Annotated in this window: 9 protein-coding genes and 3 rRNA genes; 9 read left to right on the top strand and 3 right to left on the bottom strand. The window is 61.8% G+C overall.

All coding sequences use genetic code 11. The features are described 5' to 3' along the window. Positions 1 to 22: 22 nt before the first annotated feature. The 3 genes from A3M3_RS0112725 (at position 23) to A3M3_RS0112735 (ending at position 3,574) form a co-directional block, all read left to right on the top strand. Positions 23 to 1,228: an argininosuccinate synthase gene (locus tag A3M3_RS0112725; RefSeq protein WP_028266661.1), complete on the top strand. Its 1,206-nt coding sequence runs from the start codon at positions 23 to 25 to the stop codon at positions 1,226 to 1,228. After that, positions 1,225 to 2,715, top strand: a complete 1,491-nt coding sequence (argH, locus tag A3M3_RS0112730) for an argininosuccinate lyase (protein WP_028266662.1) — start codon at positions 1,225 to 1,227, stop codon at positions 2,713 to 2,715. Before A3M3_RS0112725 ends, argH begins: the two co-directional genes overlap by 4 nt. A gap of 121 nt (positions 2,716 to 2,836) precedes the next feature. Then, complete coding sequence (locus A3M3_RS0112735; RefSeq protein WP_028266663.1) at positions 2,837 to 3,574, top strand: maleylpyruvate isomerase family mycothiol-dependent enzyme; 738 nt, start codon at positions 2,837 to 2,839, stop codon at positions 3,572 to 3,574. Here the strand turns inward: A3M3_RS0112735 and A3M3_RS24950 are convergent. Next, positions 3,480 to 5,057 (bottom strand): AlkA N-terminal domain-containing protein, encoded by a 1,578-nt coding sequence (locus tag A3M3_RS24950; RefSeq protein ID WP_051423154.1) that lies wholly within the window; start codon positions 5,055 to 5,057, stop codon positions 3,480 to 3,482. The genes A3M3_RS0112735 and A3M3_RS24950 overlap by 95 nt on opposite strands. Positions 5,058 to 5,151: 94 nt before the next feature. Here A3M3_RS24950 and A3M3_RS0112745 point away from each other — a divergent pair, with 94 nt between their 5' ends. Further along, complete coding sequence (locus tag A3M3_RS0112745) at positions 5,152 to 5,802, top strand: DNA-3-methyladenine glycosylase (RefSeq protein ID WP_028266664.1); 651 nt, start codon at positions 5,152 to 5,154, stop codon at positions 5,800 to 5,802. A 22-nt stretch (positions 5,803 to 5,824) separates the two neighbouring features. On the opposite strand, the gene A3M3_RS24955 is transcribed toward A3M3_RS0112745, so the two are convergent. After that, entirely contained in the window at positions 5,825 to 6,460 is a 636-nt protein-coding gene (locus A3M3_RS24955) for a GNAT family N-acetyltransferase (protein WP_051423155.1), read from the bottom strand. Positions 6,461 to 6,617: 157 nt separating this feature from the next. Between A3M3_RS24955 and A3M3_RS0112755 the strand changes: the two genes are divergently transcribed. The 5 genes from A3M3_RS0112755 (at position 6,618) to rrf (ending at position 16,193) form a co-directional block, all read left to right on the top strand. After that, positions 6,618 to 8,846, top strand: coding sequence for an AAA family ATPase (locus tag A3M3_RS0112755; RefSeq protein WP_028266665.1), 2,229 nt, complete (start codon positions 6,618 to 6,620; stop codon positions 8,844 to 8,846). A gap of 33 nt (positions 8,847 to 8,879) precedes the next feature. After that, positions 8,880 to 10,190, top strand: a complete 1,311-nt coding sequence (tyrS, locus tag A3M3_RS0112760; protein WP_028266666.1) for a tyrosine--tRNA ligase — start codon at positions 8,880 to 8,882, stop codon at positions 10,188 to 10,190. A 509-nt stretch (positions 10,191 to 10,699) separates the two neighbouring features. Beyond that, positions 10,700 to 12,225 (top strand): 16S ribosomal RNA (locus A3M3_RS0112765). A 542-nt stretch (positions 12,226 to 12,767) separates the two neighbouring features. Continuing rightward, positions 12,768 to 15,905, top strand: a 23S ribosomal RNA gene (locus A3M3_RS0112770). 171 nt (positions 15,906 to 16,076) lie between these two features. Further along, a 5S ribosomal RNA gene (gene rrf, locus A3M3_RS0112775) occupies positions 16,077 to 16,193 on the top strand. The 16S, 23S and 5S rRNA genes sit together here, the layout of an rRNA operon. A 768-nt stretch (positions 16,194 to 16,961) precedes the next feature. On the opposite strand, the gene A3M3_RS28540 is transcribed toward rrf, so the two are convergent. Then, the coding region (locus A3M3_RS28540) for a hypothetical protein (protein WP_035741727.1) at positions 16,962 to 17,161 on the bottom strand (200 nt) is incomplete at its 5' end.

The following is a 17,161-nucleotide window of genomic DNA, read 5'->3' on the forward strand; positions in this document are numbered from 1 at the left end:
GCAACAACAAAGGAGCACTCTCGTGACTGAGCGCATTGTTCTGGCCTACTCCGGTGGCCTTGATACTTCCGTAGCCATCGGCTGGATCGGTGAAGCCACCGGTGCCGAGGTCATCGCCGTGGCGGTCGACGTCGGACAAGGCGGCGAATCGCTGGAAACCATCCGCCAGCGCGCCCTCGGCTGCGGCGCCGTCGAAGCCTACGTGGCCGACGCCCGCGACGAGTTCGCGAACGAATACGCCATGCCCACGCTGAAGGCCAACGCCCTTTACCAAGGCCACTACCCGCTGGTTTCCGCGATTTCCCGCCCCGTGATCGTCAAGCACCTCGTCAAGGCCGCCCGCGAATTCGGCGCCACCACGGTTGCACACGGCTGCACGGGCAAAGGCAACGACCAGGTCCGCTTTGAGGTCGGCATCCAGACCCTCGGCCCGGACCTGAAGTGCATCGCACCCGTCCGTGACCTCGCCCTGACCCGCGACAAGGCCATTGCCTTCGCCGAGGAAAAGGGATTGCCGATCGAGACCACCAAGAAGAACCCGTACTCGATTGACCAGAACGTCTGGGGACGCGCCGTCGAAACCGGCTACCTCGAGGACATCTGGAACGCTCCCACCAAGGACATCTACGACTACACGGCCACCCCGGAATTCCCGCCGGCACCCGATGAAGTCACCATCACCTTCGAAGCCGGCGTCCCGGTCGCCGTCGACGGCGTCAAGCGCACGCCGCTGCAGGTCATCCAGGAACTCAACCGCCGCGCCGGTGCCCAGGGCGTTGGCCGCATCGACGTCGTCGAGGACCGCCTCGTCGGCATCAAGTCCCGCGAAATCTACGAGGCGCCGGGCGCGATGGCCCTCATCACGGCCCACAAGCACCTCGAGGACGTCACCATCGAGCGCGAGCAGGCCCGTTTCAAGGCAACCGTCGGCCAGCGCTGGTCCGAACTGGTCTACGACGGCCAGTGGTTCTCGCCGCTCAAGCGCTCCCTGGACGCATTCATCGAGGACACCCAGAAGTACGTCTCCGGCGATATCCGCATGGTCCTGCACGGTGGGCAGGCCATCGTCAACGGCCGCCGCTCCGAGACCTCGCTCTACGACTTCGACCTCGCCACCTACGACACCGGCGACACCTTCGACCAGTCGCAGGCCAAGGGCTTCATCGAGCTGTGGGGCATGTCCTCCAAGGTTGCCGCAGGCCGCGACCTGCGCGTTTCGGAAAAGTGAGTCAGCAGCAGGGCCCACGGACGCCGGGGTCCCCAGCCGAGCGCAGCGAGGTCGGAGAGCGTTCGGGGACAAAATCGGCAGCGACAAATACCGGCGCGCTGTGGGGTGGCCGGTTCGCCGGCGGTCCGGCAGACGCCCTTGCCGCGCTGAGCAAATCCACCCATTTTGACTGGCGCTTGGCCCGTTACGACATCGCCGGCTCCAAAGCGCATGCACGTGTGCTGCACAAGGCCGGTTTGCTGGACGACGGCGAACTCGACGGCATGCTCGCGGCGCTCACCCAGCTGGATGACGACGTCGCAAGCGGCGCCTACCAGCCTGCCGAGAGCGATGAGGACGTCCACGGTTCCCTGGAACGCGGACTCATTGAGCGCGCGGGTAGCCACTTGGGCGGCAAGCTCCGGGCGGGCCGTTCGCGCAACGACCAGGTGGCCACCTTGGGCCGCATGTTCCTGCGTGACCACGCCCGGATCATCGCCCGCGGTGTGCTGGCCACGATCGATGCCCTCGTGGAGCAGGCCAAGGCCCACCACGGCGTTGCCATGCCTGGCCGGACGCACTTGCAGCATGCCCAGCCGGTTCTGCTGAGCCACCATCTGTTGGCCCATGCCTGGGCACTCCTGCGCGATGTGCAGCGGTTCGAGGACTGGGATAAACGAGCAGGCGTTTCGCCGTACGGCTCGGGTGCTTTGGCGGGTTCCTCTCTCGGCCTGGATCCCGAGGCCGTTGCTGCGGATCTCGGTTTCTTCTCGGCGGTCCACAACTCGATCGACGGTACCGCTTCGCGCGATGTCTTCGCCGAGTTCGCGTGGATCTGCTCCATGATCGGTGTGGACTTGTCGCGGATCTCCGAGGAGGTCATCCTGTGGGCCACGAAGGAATTCTCCTTCGTGACGCTGCATGATTCGTACTCCACGGGGTCCTCGATCATGCCGCAGAAGAAGAATCCGGATGTCGCCGAGCTCGCGCGCGGCAAGGCGGGGCGCCTCATCGGCAACCTGACCGGGCTGTTGGCAACGCTCAAGGGCCTGCCGCTCGCGTACAACCGCGATCTGCAGGAGGACAAGGAGCCGGTCTTCGATGCGGCGGATACCTTGGAAGTTCTGCTCCCGGCAGTGTCCGGCATGATCGCCACGCTCACCTTCAACACCGAGCGCATGGCCTCCTTGGCACCGCAGGGCTTCGCCCTCGCCACGGATATCGCCGAGTGGCTCGTCCGGCAAGGGGTGCCGTTCCGTGAGGCGCACGAGCTCTCCGGTGCCGCGGTGAAGCTGGCTGAAGGACGCGGCGTCGAGCTGTGGGACCTGACGGACGAAGAATATGCGGGCATTTCGGCGCACCTGACTCCCGAGGTCCGCTCCGTGCTCAGCACCGAGGGTTCGCTCAACAGCCGCAACTCGCAGGGCGGCACGGCTCCGGCCGCCGTCGAACGCCAACTGCTTGCCCTCGAGGCCGAACTCGACCTCGTACGCGACTACGCGGCCTAGCGACCCGAACGCTCCTTCACCTTTGGTGTCCTTTCGGCCGACCCTCCTTCAGCAAGATCTGCAGGAGGGTCGGTCGATTTTATGCCAAAGGTGAAGGAGCGTTGTCCGTTACTATGGCGCTATGACCGAGATCACTACCTCCGCGCTTCTTGCCGAGCTCCACAAAGCAGCCGGCATTGTCACCGACGTTGTCGCGAAACTTGACGACGCGCAGGTCACGGCACCCTCCGAGCTGCCCGGATGGACCCGAGGCCACGTGCTGGCGCACATTGCCGGCATTTCCAACGCGATAGCCCGCCAGCTGGAGTACGCCGCCCGCGGCGAGACCGTCGATATCTATGACGGCGGCTATGAGGCCCGCACCAAGGCCATTGAGCTGGCGGCGAGCCATAGCCTCGCCGAACACCGTGCCGCCACCGAAGCCGCCCTCGCCAGGGCCCTGCGGGCCTTCGACGGACTCGTCGAGTCCGGCTGGAACACCCGGATCAGATTCCGGGACGGAACAGTGCTCGACGGCGGCCTGGCGCTTTGGCGCGAACTGGTCATCCACGTGACGGATCTGGGAATGGGTCGCGGCCCGGAGACCTGGAGCCGGGAATTCTGCGAGCATCTCTTCGATTTCCTTTCGGCCCGTGTTCCCGTAGAGCAGAAATTCGTGCTCCAGCCGCTGGGCCTACCGCAGACTGTCATCGGCTCGGGGCGGCAGTCCGTTGCCATCAACGGCATGATCACGGATATCGCGGCGTGGCTCGCCGGTCGGACGCCTACGCTGGGGAGCCTACGGGCCTCTGCCGACGCGGACGGTGTGGACTTGCCCGAGCTGCTGCCATGGCCATCGAGCGTTCCGGCGGCGCATTGACGCTGCGGCGTTTGCTGGCGGCCGCCCTCCAGAGGTGCATCGTGGCGTAGGAGCGCCACGGGCTCACATTGCGGAAGTCGGCCGGCAGTTCCTCAGCGGCCTCGAGATTCTTGAGTCCGTTTCGGACCGCTGCATCGTTGGCCAGAAAAACATCCGGATCCCCGATGACCCTCATCGCCACATAGCCCACGGTCCAGGGCCCGACGCCGGGCAGCGGCAGAAGCTTGTCGGCAAGCGTTTGGGGCTCGTCACCATAGTCGAAGTCGAGTTCCCCGCTGGCCATCGCAGCCGCTGCGGCGAGCACGGAATCTATGCGGCGCTGGGGTCCCCTCAGCAATTCCCGGCCCGAGCGGGCGATTTCCCCGGCTGTGGGGAACAGCCGATCCAGTCCCGGTGCATGTCCGGCGTGTCCTTCCGGCAGGCGTGTTCCGGCACCGGAAAGTTGGGTCAAGGCGGTCCGGGCCGCAGCCACGGTGATTTGTTGGCCGATCATCGCTCGGATCAGAAGTTCCTGGGGATCCACCGCGCCCGGAACCCTCATTCCGGGCGTCTCACGGACTGATGGGCCGATCCTGGCATCGGAGGCAAGGGCTTCGTCCACTGCTACCGGATCGGCGTCAAGATCGAACAACCGCCGCACGCGGCTCAGAAGGACCGGGAGATCGTGGAGATCCAAGGAGCTGACCGCGAGGGTCAGCGCACCGCCGCGAGCCCCGGCGTCGTACTCCACGGTGAACGCGGCATTGCCGCGAGGCAAGCGGAGGGTTCGCGCATAACTGTATGCAGAACCATTCCCGCCCGCCAGCTCGATCCCGGGAACCGCGCGGGCGGCGAGGAAGTCGAAAATCCCCGTATCAAAAGGCTTCCGATAGGGCAGGTTGAGGGTCAGGGCGGTGGCCTCGCCCGGCTTGCCCTGATGGTCTAACGGTTTCGCGGTGGCCCGCAGTCCCGTCGGGGTCAGGGCGAAGACCTCGTTGATGGTGTCGTTGAACTGGCGGACACTGTTGAACCCGGCGGCGAACGCGACGTCGGAGAGCTTCATCGAGGTGGATACCAGGAGCGTCCTGGCCGTTTGGGCCCGGCTGGCCCGGGCCAAAGACAGTGGCCCGGCGCCAAGTTCATGGCTGAGGATCCTGTTGAGCTGGCGGGAAGAGTAGCCCAAACGGGTGGCGAGTCCTTCGACACCCACCCGGGATATCGCGCCATCGTTGATCAGCCGCATCGCCCGGCCGGCAACATCCGAGCGGAGGTTCCACGCGGGCGTGCCTGGAACCGCCTCGGGGAGGCAGCGTTTGCACGCCCTGTACCCGGCGTCGTGCGCAGCGGCTGAGGTTTCGTAGAACGTCACGTTTTCGGCTTTGGGCGTCCGGGCCGGGCATGAGGGCCGGCAATAGATGCCCGTCGTGCGGACGGCCGTGAAGAATTGGCCGTCGAAGCGGGGATCCCGCGCGTCGATGGCGCGGTAGCGTTGCCAAAAGTCCATGACTTCATCCTTGCAGCCCCGGCGCACTGTTCCTAGCGGAAATCGGACATCGCCGGCGGTGATTCTGCCCAGCGGATTTTGTTAGGGTCTGGGCATGACAACGCAGGGTTCATCCCCGGAGGCCATCCGGGCCGTTCTTTCCGGAGATCCGCGGGACGTGGCCCCTTTGCTCCTCGGCGCCGTGCTGAGCCACCGGACACCGGAAGGCACGGTGTCCGTGCGGCTGAGCGAGGTGGAGGCCTATCTGGGCCCAAAGCACTCGGATCAGCCCGATCCGGGATCGCACACCTACGGCGGCCCCACCGCCCGGAACGCCCCGATGTTCGGTCCCGCCGGCCACCTTTACGTCTACTTCACCTACGGTATGCATTATTGCGCCAACATTGTCTGCGGTCCCGATGGCGTTGCGTCGGCGCTGCTGCTGCGCGCCGGTGAGGTGGTGGCCGGGCAGGCCTTGGCACAGTCCCGCCGTCGGGCGTCCAGATCGCCGACGGACTTGGCCAGCGGACCGGCACGGCTTGCTTCCGCTTTGGGGCTGACGACGGCGGACAGTGGCCGGGACGCCTTGGCCGAGCCCTTCGGCCTCGAACTTCCGGGCACTTCGGCGGCCCGATCGGCCGTGGCCAGCGGTCCCCGCGTAGGAGTGGCCGGCGACGGCGGCTCGGCCGACTACCCGTGGCGGTTTTGGCTCTCCGGGGATCCGACGGTGTCCAGGTACAAGGCGGCCCGCGGTCGGACCGTCTAGGAGCCCCCGGGGAAGGCGTGCCTTAGGCTGCGTGTTCGGGCTGTACTGGCTCAGCGATGTACGCGCACCGGTTGTCGCTCATTTCGAAGGGGGCCAGCCGACGAAGCAAGGCCTCCCGCACCCGAGGCCACTCCTCGTGCAGGATCGAGAAAACGGCGGTGTCGCAGCGGGTGCCGTCGGGAGCGAAGCGATGCCCGCGCAGGGTGCCCTCGTAGCTGGCCCCCAGTCGCTGAATGGCGGAGGCGCTGCGCGTGTTGCGGGCATCGCAGCGGAATGCGACCCGGTGGACGGCCAGCTCATCGAAGGAGTAGGCCAGCAGCAGTTGTTTCGCGGCCGGATTGACGTGGCTGCCCCAGAACGGGCGCCCGTAAAAAGTGCCGCCGATCTCCAGACGCTGCTGGCGGGGACTGTACTCGTACAGGGAAGTGGTGCCGAGCAGTGCCCCCGTCCGCTGCTCGACGACGGCGAAGGGGATGGTGTCAGGATCCGCCAGGCGGGCTGCGAAGAGTTCCGCCAGCTCCGAGGCGCTCAAAGGTTGCTCGGCTGCCATGCCGGACCACAAGCCGGGATCCACGAAGTCGAACAGCGGACCGGCATGGTCTGGGGAGAGAGGGACAAGGCTGATGCCGTGTCGGGTGAGGGCAAGGTCGTGCTGCATTGCAGCATTGAAGCATCGCCGGGCATGGCGGAAAACCTCTGAAGGTAAGCATGGGGTGAACATTGTGTGACGCACCGCCTTGCGGGCAGTTTCACGCGCGTCAAGCAAAACCGCTGTAGAATGGACGGTCCGTCTTTTTCGATAGGGGAACGTTTCGATGCACGACGCTGATTTGCTCCACGAACGCGAGTACGTGGCCGGTCTCTACTCGCGTCTGGATGAGCTGCGGGAGGAGAAGCGCCAACAGCTGGCGCAAGTCCGGCGCGCCGGAGCGGTGGGCACCATGCAGAACGTCTCCGAACGGGACGCCTTCGCCGCGCTGTACGAGGACCGCCTCGCGCAGCTCGACGCCGTCGACGACCGCCTCGTGTTCGGGCGCCTCGACCTGGACTCCGGTGAGGCCCAATACATTGGCCGCATCGGACTGTCCACGGCCGACCTCCAGCGGCTCATGGTGGACTGGCGCGCCCCCGAAGCCGGCCACTTCTACCAGGCCACCGCCTTCGACCGGCAGGGCGTCCGCCGTCGTCGTCACCTGATCCTGCAAGGCCGCGAGGTCAAGGCAATCGAAGACGACGTGCTGGATGCCAGCATGCTGGCGGACAACGCTTCCCTCCAAGGCGAGGGGGCCCTTCTCGCAGCCCTCAATTCGAAGCGAACCGGCCGCATGTCCGACATCGTCGGCACCATCCAGTCCGAGCAGGACCGCATCATCCGGTCCTCCATTTCGGGTGCCTTGGTGGTCCAGGGCGGTCCCGGTACCGGCAAGACCGCCGTCGCGCTCCACCGCGCCGCCTACCTGTTGTATACCCACCGGGACCGGCTGAAGTCCGCGGGCGTGCTGCTCGTTGGGCCTTCGTCGTCGTTTATGCACTACATCGAGCGGGTCCTGCCTTCGCTTGGCGAGACCGGCGTCGTCATGGCGAGCCTGGGCCGCCTCATGCCCGGCATCCATGCCGTGCCCGAAACGGATCCCGACGTCGCCGCGCTCAAGGGCAAGCTCAACATGGCCGACGTTATTGCCAATGCCGTGGCCAACCGCCAGAGGACTCCCGCCGAGGACCGCATTCTCGAGGTCGATTCCCGCAAGCTCACCCTCACGGTACGGCAAGTGCGCCGCGCCCGCGACCGTGCACGCGCCACCGGCAAGCCGCACAACGAAGCACGCGTGACGTTCGTGAAGATCCTGCTGCGCGAACTCACGGAGCAGCTGACGGAGATCGTCGAGGAATCGAATGTCGGCAACAACGCCGACCGCTCCTACCTCGCCGAGGACGTCCGCTCGGCACGCGATGTCAGGATCGTCCTGAACCTGTGCTGGATGCCCATGACGCCCGAGAAGCTCGTGTCCGAGCTCTTCAGCAAGCCTGCCATTTTGGAGGCGTGCACTCCGCACCTCACGCCGGCACAGCGTGCCCTCTTGCTTCGCCCCGCGGATTCTCCGTGGACGGAAGCCGATGTCCCGCTACTCGACGAGGCCGCTGAGCTTCTGGGTGAACTGGATCCTGCCGCCGGCAGGGGACTGGCCCAGCAAGAGCACGACCGTGCCCGCGACATCGCGAACGCCAAGCAGACCCTGGTCAACATGGAGGCCATGGGCGTCGATGTGTTGATGACGGCCGAGGAGCTGGCAGACCAGAACCAGGAGCGTGAAACGCGCCTGACGGCGGCCGAACGGGCCACGAGCGACCGTTCCTGGGCGTTCGGACACATTGTGGTGGACGAAGCCCAGGAGCTCTCGCCCATGCAGTGGCGGCTGTTGGTCCGCCGCTGCCCGTTGAAGTCCTTCACGATTGTCGGCGACATCGCACAGACGAGTTCCTCTGCCGGTGCGAACTCCTGGCAAAGTGCCCTCGCGCCGTCGTTCGGGGACCGCTGGCAGCTCGAAGAACTTACCGTCAACTACCGGACCCCCTCGCAGATCGCCGAAGCTGCGGTCCGCATGGCGAACCGCGCAGGGCTGGTTGTCTCGGCCCCCAAGGCCGTCCGCGAAGGCAAATGGTCGCCCATCGTGGACCGCGTGGAGGGAGCGGGGATGATAGACCGCCTCGTTGAGGTCCTCCCGGAGGAACTGGAAGCGATCGACGGCGGCCTCCTCGCCGTGATTGCCGACGGCGCCCTGCTGCCGCAAGCCGCTGCCGCCCTCCGGAGAGTCTATGGCCACCGCGTCGGCACAGGAGCGGGCAGCTACTCCCAGGACATCGTGGTCATCAACCCCAAGGAAGCCAAGGGCCTTGAATTCGACGGCGTCGTAGTTCTGGAGCCCGCTGCCATGCTCAACCACGAACATGGCAAGGTGGGCGATCTCTACGTTGCGATGACGCGTCCGACGCAGCGACTGCGGCTTATCGCGGCGGCTCCACTGCCGGCGGGGATTGAGCGCTGAAGCCCAGCGGCAAATCCTGCTAACTTAGAACTCGTGTCACACGTAAACAACCTCGAGTCCCAGCACAACGACCCGGGCTTTGCCAATATTTGGCAAGAGCTCACATGGCGCGGCCTGATTCACGTTTCCACCGACGAAACGGAATTGGAAAAACTGCTCGCCGGGGACCCGATCACGTATTACTGCGGCTTCGACCCGACGGCGCCGTCTCTGCATCTGGGCAACTTGGTGCAGCTCTTGCTCATGCGCCGCTTGCAGTTGGCCGGTCACAAGCCGCTTGGCCTCGTGGGCGGCTCTACCGGGCTGATCGGCGACCCGCGGCCGACGGCGGAACGCACCTTGAACACCAAGGACACGGTCTCGGAGTGGGTCGGCTACCTCCAGGCGCAGGTCCGCCGCTTCCTCAGCTTCGAGGGGGACAATGCCGCACGCATGGTGAACAACCTTGACTGGACCGCGCCGCTCAGTGCCATCGACTTCCTGCGTGAAATCGGCAAGCACTTCCGCGTGGGCACCATGCTTCGCAAGGATGCCGTTGCGTCCCGTCTCAGCTCCGATGAGGGCATCAGTTACACGGAGTTCAGTTACCAGATCCTGCAAGGCATGGATTACCTGCAGTTGAACCGCGATTACGGCTGCGTGTTGCAAACCGGTGGCTCGGATCAGTGGGGCAACCTCACGAGCGGGACGGAGTTGATCCGCAAAGTCGATGCGAAGAGTGTCCATGCCCTCGGTACCCCGTTGATCACCAACTCGGATGGCACCAAGTTCGGTAAGAGCGAAGGCAATGCGATTTGGCTCGATGCCCACATGTGCAGCCCGTACGCCTTCTACCAGTTCTGGCTCAATACCGCTGATGCCGACGTCGTTGATCGGCTTAAGGTCTTCACCTTCCTTAGCCGGGCCGAGATCGAGGAACTCGGAGCAGCAGTTGCCGAGCGTCCGTTCGCACGTGAGGGCCAGCGCAGGCTAGCCTACGAAGTCACCTCGCTGGTGCACGGGGTGGATGCTACGGAAAAGGTGATCGCGGCATCCGCGGCTTTGTTCGGCAATGGTGATCTGTCGGTTCTGGACGAGGTGACCCTGGCATCCGCAACGGCCGAGTTGCCGTCTGCCTCGATTAGCGCCGATGGCCTGGGCATCGTTGATCTTTTGGTTGCGTCGGGATTGTCCGAGAGTAAATCTGCTGCTCGACGCACTGTGGGGGAGGGCGGCGCCTACGTGAACAACAGCAAAGTGACCGACCCCGACGCCGTGATCGACCGGGCCGAGCTGCTCCACGGCCGCTACCTGTTGCTGCGCCGTGGGAAGAAGAATCTGGCGACTGTCGAAGTGACTGTCTGACAGGTCTTTGACTCCCTGCACGTTCCCCCGAGGCTGACTTGCGTGGCCTCCGGGCAGCGTGTATTGTTTTCTGAGTCGCTGCCGCTGATGCGGACAAATTGCGACAAAATCCCTACAAGCGTGAATTATCCGATTCCAATGAAAGTCTGGAAGCCGGAAAAATTGCGGACTCTGCGGGGCGATTCGGTTCACTTATGTGAATTCAGGGAAAATATCCCGGATTTGCAAAGTGAATATGAATCAAATACAGTATAAATATCGCAGCGAAGAAATGCGGAACATTGAAATTCAATTGAATTTGTTTCGAGAAGTATTCGGATTGTGTCTGTTGTTTGAGAACTCAATAGTGTGCCAAGTTTGTTGATACCGATTTTTTATTGAATTGGTTGATTTTGCCGGGCCTTGTCTGTTTTTGTGGGTGGGGTCTGGTTTTCAGCTGGTTTCAAATTTTGTGCAGCCCTGTCGCCGTTGTTTCCGGTGGTGGTGGTTGTGTCTGTTTTTGTTTTACTTCAACGGAGAGTTTGATCCTGGCTCAGGATGAACGCTGGCGGCGTGCTTAACACATGCAAGTCGAACGATGATCTCCAGCTTGCTGGGGGGATTAGTGGCGAACGGGTGAGTAACACGTGAGTAACCTGCCCTTGACTCTGGGATAAGCCTGGGAAACTGGGTCTAATACCGGATATGACCGCTCCGCGCATGTGGTGGTGGTGGAAAGCTTTTGCGGTTTTGGATGGACTCGCGGCCTATCAGCTTGTTGGTGGGGTAATGGCCTACCAAGGCGACGACGGGTAGCCGGCCTGAGAGGGTGACCGGCCACACTGGGACTGAGACACGGCCCAGACTCCTACGGGAGGCAGCAGTGGGGAATATTGCACAATGGGCGAAAGCCTGATGCAGCGACGCCGCGTGAGGGATGACGGCCTTCGGGTTGTAAACCTCTTTCAGTAGGGAAGAAGCGTAAGTGACGGTACCTGCAGAAGAAGCGCCGGCTAACTACGTGCCAGCAGCCGCGGTAATACGTAGGGCGCAAGCGTTATCCGGAATTATTGGGCGTAAAGAGCTCGTAGGCGGTTTGTCGCGTCTGCTGTGAAAGACCGGGGCTCAACTCCGGTTCTGCAGTGGGTACGGGCAGACTAGAGTGATGTAGGGGAGACTGGAATTCCTGGTGTAGCGGTGAAATGCGCAGATATCAGGAGGAACACCGATGGCGAAGGCAGGTCTCTGGGCATTAACTGACGCTGAGGAGCGAAAGCATGGGGAGCGAACAGGATTAGATACCCTGGTAGTCCATGCCGTAAACGTTGGGCACTAGGTGTGGGGGACATTCCACGTTTTCCGCGCCGTAGCTAACGCATTAAGTGCCCCGCCTGGGGAGTACGGCCGCAAGGCTAAAACTCAAAGGAATTGACGGGGGCCCGCACAAGCGGCGGAGCATGCGGATTAATTCGATGCAACGCGAAGAACCTTACCAAGGCTTGACATGGACTAGTAAAGCGCAGAGATGCGTTCCCCTCTTGAGGCTGGTTCACAGGTGGTGCATGGTTGTCGTCAGCTCGTGTCGTGAGATGTTGGGTTAAGTCCCGCAACGAGCGCAACCCTCGTTCTATGTTGCCAGCGCGTGATGGCGGGGACTCATAGGAGACTGCCGGGGTCAACTCGGAGGAAGGTGGGGACGACGTCAAATCATCATGCCCCTTATGTCTTGGGCTTCACGCATGCTACAATGGCCGGTACAAAGGGTTGCGATACTGTGAGGTGGAGCTAATCCCAAAAAGCCGGTCTCAGTTCGGATTGGGGTCTGCAACTCGACCCCATGAAGTCGGAGTCGCTAGTAATCGCAGATCAGCAACGCTGCGGTGAATACGTTCCCGGGCCTTGTACACACCGCCCGTCAAGTCACGAAAGTTGGTAACACCCGAAGCCGGTGGCCTAACCCCTTTGTGGGAGGGAGCTGTCGAAGGTGGGACCGGCGATTGGGACTAAGTCGTAACAAGGTAGCCGTACCGGAAGGTGCGGCTGGATCACCTCCTTTCTAAGGAGCACCATTATTGCCCCTGTGCTGTCTGCATGGATGGTTCGGGGGTGTGTGGAAGCAAAGCCCATTGCGCAGGCGTTCGTTCTGCGGTGGGTGCTCATGGGTGGAATTTCAGCAGATAGCGGCCGGTGTTTTTTCTGTGCTTAGTACGGTTGTTCCTCGTTTTGCGGGGGGTGGTCTGGAAGGGTGCGGGGAGGGTGTTGGTGTTCGTGTTTGGCACACTGTTGGGTCCTGAGGCAACAGGGCCGGGAGGGGTTGGGTGGCCTGTGAGGGTTGTCTGGTTTGTTCCGGGTTTGTTTGTTTCTGGTTTCCTGGCTGCATGGTTCGTGCGTGTGGTTTCCTGTTCCTGTTGTGGGGGTGGGGGGCTGGTGCGGGGTGTGTGGTACGGGGTTGTTGTTTGAGAACTACATAGTGGACGCGAGCATCTAGGCGCGCGGCAGGCATTTTGGTGTTTGTTTGCGTGTCTTACAGCAATTTCTTTTTTATGAACCCGGCCATTTCGGTGGTTTGGTTCTTTCGAGAGTTTTTGATCTTTGTGTGGTCAAGTTTTTAAGGGCACACGGTGGATGCCTTGGCATTAGGAGCCGAAGAAGGACGTAGGAATCTGCGATAAGCCTGGGGGAGTCGATAACCGGACTGTGATCCCAGGATGTCCGAATGGGGAAACCCCGCCAGGGGCGTTTAGGCGTGATCTGGTGACCCGCATCTGAACACATAGGGTGTGTGGAGGGAACGCGGGGAAGTGAAACATCTCAGTACCCGCAGGAAGAGAAAACAAGAGTGATTCCGTTAGTAGTGGCGAGCGAACGCGGATGAGGCCAAACCGTTCCATGTGTGATAGCCGGCGGGCGTTGCATGGGCGGGGTTGTGGGACTTTCCGTACTGGTTCTGCCGGACCGGTGGGGTGTGGGTGCAGGCATAGGTGAACGGTCTTGAAAGGCCGGCCGGAGAGGGTGTTAGCCCCGTAACCGTAATGTTGTGTACCGCCTGGAGAGGATCCCAAGTAGCACGGGGCCCGAGAAATCCCGTGTGAATCTGTCAGGACCACCTGATAAGCCTAAATACTTCCTAATGACCGATAGCGGACCAGTACCGTGAGGGAAAGGTGAAAAGTACCCCGGGAGGGGAGTGAAACAGTACCTGAAACCGTGTGCTTACAATCCGTCGGAGCAGCCTTGTAGTTGTGACGGCGTGCCTTTTGAAGAATGAGCCTGCGAGTTAGTGTTACGTCGCGAGGTTAACCCGTGTGGGGTAGCCGTAGCGAAAGCGAGTCTGAATAGGGCGAGTTAGTGGCGTGATCTAGACCCGAAGCGGAGTGATCTACCCATGGCCAGGTTGAAGCGACGGTAAGACGTCGTGGAGGACCGAACCCACTTCAGTTGAAAATGGAGGGGATGAGCTGTGGGTAGGGGTGAAAGGCCAATCAAACTCCGTGATAGCTGGTTCTCCCCGAAATGCATTTAGGTGCAGCGTTGCGTGTTTCTTGCCGGAGGTAGAGCTACTGGATGGCCGATGGGCCCTACAAGGTTACTGACGTCAGCCAAACTCCGAATGCCGGTAAGTGAGAGCGCAGCAGTGAGACTGTGGGGGATAAGCTTCATAGTCGAGAGGGAAACAGCCCAGACCACCAACTAAGGCCCCTAAGCGTGTGCTAAGTGGGAAAGGATGTGGAGTTGCGAAGACAACCAGGAGGTTGGCTTAGAAGCAGCCATCCTTGAAAGAGTGCGTAATAGCTCACTGGTCAAGTGATTCCGCGCCGACAATGTAGCGGGGCTCAAGTACACCGCCGAAGTTGTGGATTTCAGATAGTAGACAAGCCTTCGTGGTTCAGTCGTCTGGAGTGGTAGGGGAGCGTCGTGTGGGCGGTGAAGTCGCGGTGTAAACCAGCGGTGGAGCCTACACGAGTGAGAATGCAGGCATGAGTAGCGAAAGACGGGTGAGAAACCCGTCCGCCGAATGATCAAGGGTTCCAGGGTCAAGCTAATCTGCCCTGGGTAAGTCGGGACCTAAGGCGAGGCCGACAGGCGTAGTCGATGGACAACGGGTTGATATTCCCGTACCGGCGAAGGACCGCCCATGCCAAGCGGGGGATACTAACCGCCCGGAGCCTGCCCAATCACCCTTGTGGTGTGCGGGTTTTGGCCGAGCGCGGGATCTGATCCCGGGAGGTAAGCGTATTAACAGGTGTGACGCAGGAAGGTAGCCGGGCCGGGCGATGGTTGCCCCGGTCTAAGGATGTAGGGTCAGCGATAGGCAAATCCGTCGCTGTGTCTTTGATGACGTTCCTGAGATCTGATGGGACCCCCGTTCGGGGGGATCCGGTGATCCTATGCTGCCTAGAAAAGCATCGACGCGAGGTTCCAGCCGCCCGTACCCCAAACCGACACAGGTGATCAGGTAGAGAATACCAAGGCGATCGAGAGAATTATGGTTAAGGAACTCGGCAAAATGCCCCCGTAACTTCGGGAGAAGGGGGGCCCCTACCTTGAACACCACTTGCTGGTGGGAGGGGATCGGGGCCGCAGAGACCAGGGGGAAGCGACTGTTTACTAAAAACACAGGTCCGTGCGAAGTCGCAAGACGATGTATACGGACTGACTCCTGCCCGGTGCTGGAAGGTTAAGAGGACCGGTTAGCCGCAAGGCGAAGCTGAGAATTTAAGCCCCAGTAAACGGCGGTGGTAACTATAACCATCCTAAGGTAGCGAAATTCCTTGTCGGGTAAGTTCCGACCTGCACGAATGGAGTAACGACTTCCCCGCTGTCTCAACCATAAACTCGGCGAAATTGCAGTACGAGTAAAGATGCTCGTTACGCGCAGCAGGACGGAAAGACCCCGAGACCTTTACTATAGTTTGGTATTGGTGTTCGGAGTGGCTTGTGTAGGATAGGTGGGAGACGTTGAAGCCCGGACGCCAGTTCGGGTGGAGTCATCGTTGAAATACCACTCTGGTCACTTTGGACATCTAACTTCGGCCCGTGATCCGGGTCAGGGACAGTGCCTGATGGGTAGTTTAACTGGGGCGGTTGCCTCCTAAAAAGTAACGGAGGCGCCCAAAGGTTCCCTCAGCCTGGTTGGCAATCAGGTGTCGAGTGTAAGTGCACAAGGGAGCTTGACTGTGAGAGAGACATCTCAAGCAGGGACGAAAGTCGGGACTAGTGATCCGGCGGTACATTGTGGAATGGCCGTCGCTCAACGGATAAAAGGTACCTCGGGGATAACAGGCTGATCTTGCCCAAGAGTCCATATCGACGGCATGGTTTGGCACCTCGATGTCGGCTCGTCGCATCCTGGGGCTGGAGTAGGTCCCAAGGGTTGGGCTGTTCGCCCATTAAAGCGGTACGCGAGCTGGGTTTAGAACGTCGTGAGACAGTTCGGTCCCTATCCGCTGCGCGCGCAGGAAATTTGAGAAGGGCTGTCCTTAGTACGAGAGGACCGGGACGGACGAACCTCTGGTGTGTCAGTTGTACTGCCAAGTGCACCGCTGATTAGCTACGTTCGGATGGGATAACCGCTGAAAGCATCTAAGCGGGAAGCTCGCTTCAAGATGAGATTTCCAGACACCTCGTGTGTGAGAGGCCCCCAGCCAGACCACTGGGTTGATAGGCCGGATGTGGAAGACAGGACTAAAGACTGTTGAAGCTGACCGGTACTAATAGGCCGATAACTTACACCACACAACCATTACTGCTTGCGTCCACTATGTGGTTCCCGAACAACAAAACCCGTTGCTCCAGGAACCAACAACCGAATAACAACACCACCAAACCCCTCAACCGGGTTTGGACAAGTTGTAACCAGACTTCCCACCCCCCCGCCACACGGCGAAAGGGGACGGGTAACAGGGTTACGGCGGTCATAGCGTGGGGGAAACGCCCGGTCCCATTCCGAACCCGGAAGCTAAGACCCACAGCGCCGATGGTACTGCACCCGGGAGGGTGTGGGAGAGTAGGACACCGCCGGACAACCATTAACGTTCAGGCCCCGACACACATGTCGGGGCCTGAACCATTTAAACCACCCCCCCCACCACACCCACCAACCCCGCCCCCCACACGGGCCACGGCCCCACCCTCCATCACGTATCGGGCGCTTCCCCCCAACCCTCCATCACCAATCCACCGGTTGCCAGCAACCCTCCATCACGTATCGGGCGTTTCACCCAAACCCTCCATCACCTACAAGTGAGCGGGCGTCGGGCCGGGACCGCGCATACGTGAGCGGGCGTCCGGCCCGAACCGCGCATACGTGAGCGGGCGTCCGGCCCAGCCGCGGGCCCGCCTCCCGGGAACCCAACCCTCCATCACCTATCAGGCGCTTCCCACAACCCCCGATCACGTATGCACCGGTTGCCAGCAACCCCCGATCACGTATCGGGCGTTTCACGCAAACCCTCCCTCACGTAGATGTGAGCGGGGGCCCGGCCGGGACCCGGCATATGTGAGCGGGCGTCGGCGCGGGAGTCGGTGTAAGTGAGCGAGGGTTGTTTGAGGATTCTGACTCTTTGGCTGCGCAAAGCGCAGACTCTCCGCCCTTGGACTTGGATCAGGAAGCCTGTCGGAGGGGCTCACTCAGGTTTGGGTGTTGTGATGATTCCCACGGGGAGCTGATTACTCGGCCCCTGAATGCGTTGGGGGATAGGTGTTCACCTAGAATTGCATGAGAGATACGAGCCGGATCCCGGCGGCGTGCGAACAAAGTACGGATAAGAGCGGCTGCGCATGCGCCAGTGGTCAGCTCACAACAGGAGGAACTCCATCATGGCTGAGCACAACAGCGGCAACCGCGGCAACTTCGGCGGTGGCCGTGGCGATCGCGGCCCGTTCCGCGCCAACAACAATTCCGGGGGCGAGCCGCGAGGATTCCGTTCCAGGGACAACCGTGATGGCACTCCCGGCACTGCCGGTGGCGATCGTGATCGTAAGCCGTTTGG

The organism is Arthrobacter sp. MA-N2 (assembly GCF_000517125.1).
GTDB lineage: Bacteria > Actinomycetota > Actinomycetes > Actinomycetales > Micrococcaceae > Arthrobacter > Arthrobacter methylotrophus.

What these genes read in the sequence shown, in the direction of transcription:
- A3M3_RS0112735 (WP_028266663.1), top strand. Translation starts at nt 2,837, where the DNA reads ATGACCGAGATCACTACCTCCGCGCTTCTTGCCGAGCTCCACAAAGCA.
- A3M3_RS24950 (WP_051423154.1), bottom strand. Translation starts at nt 5,057, where the DNA reads ATGGACTTTTGGCAACGCTACCGCGCCATCGACGCGCGGGATCCCCGC.
- A3M3_RS0112745 (WP_028266664.1), top strand. Translation starts at nt 5,152, where the DNA reads ATGACAACGCAGGGTTCATCCCCGGAGGCCATCCGGGCCGTTCTTTCC.
- A3M3_RS24955 (WP_051423155.1), bottom strand. Translation starts at nt 6,460, where the DNA reads ATGCAGCACGACCTTGCCCTCACCCGACACGGCATCAGCCTTGTCCCT.
- A3M3_RS0112755 (WP_028266665.1), top strand. Translation starts at nt 6,618, where the DNA reads ATGCACGACGCTGATTTGCTCCACGAACGCGAGTACGTGGCCGGTCTC.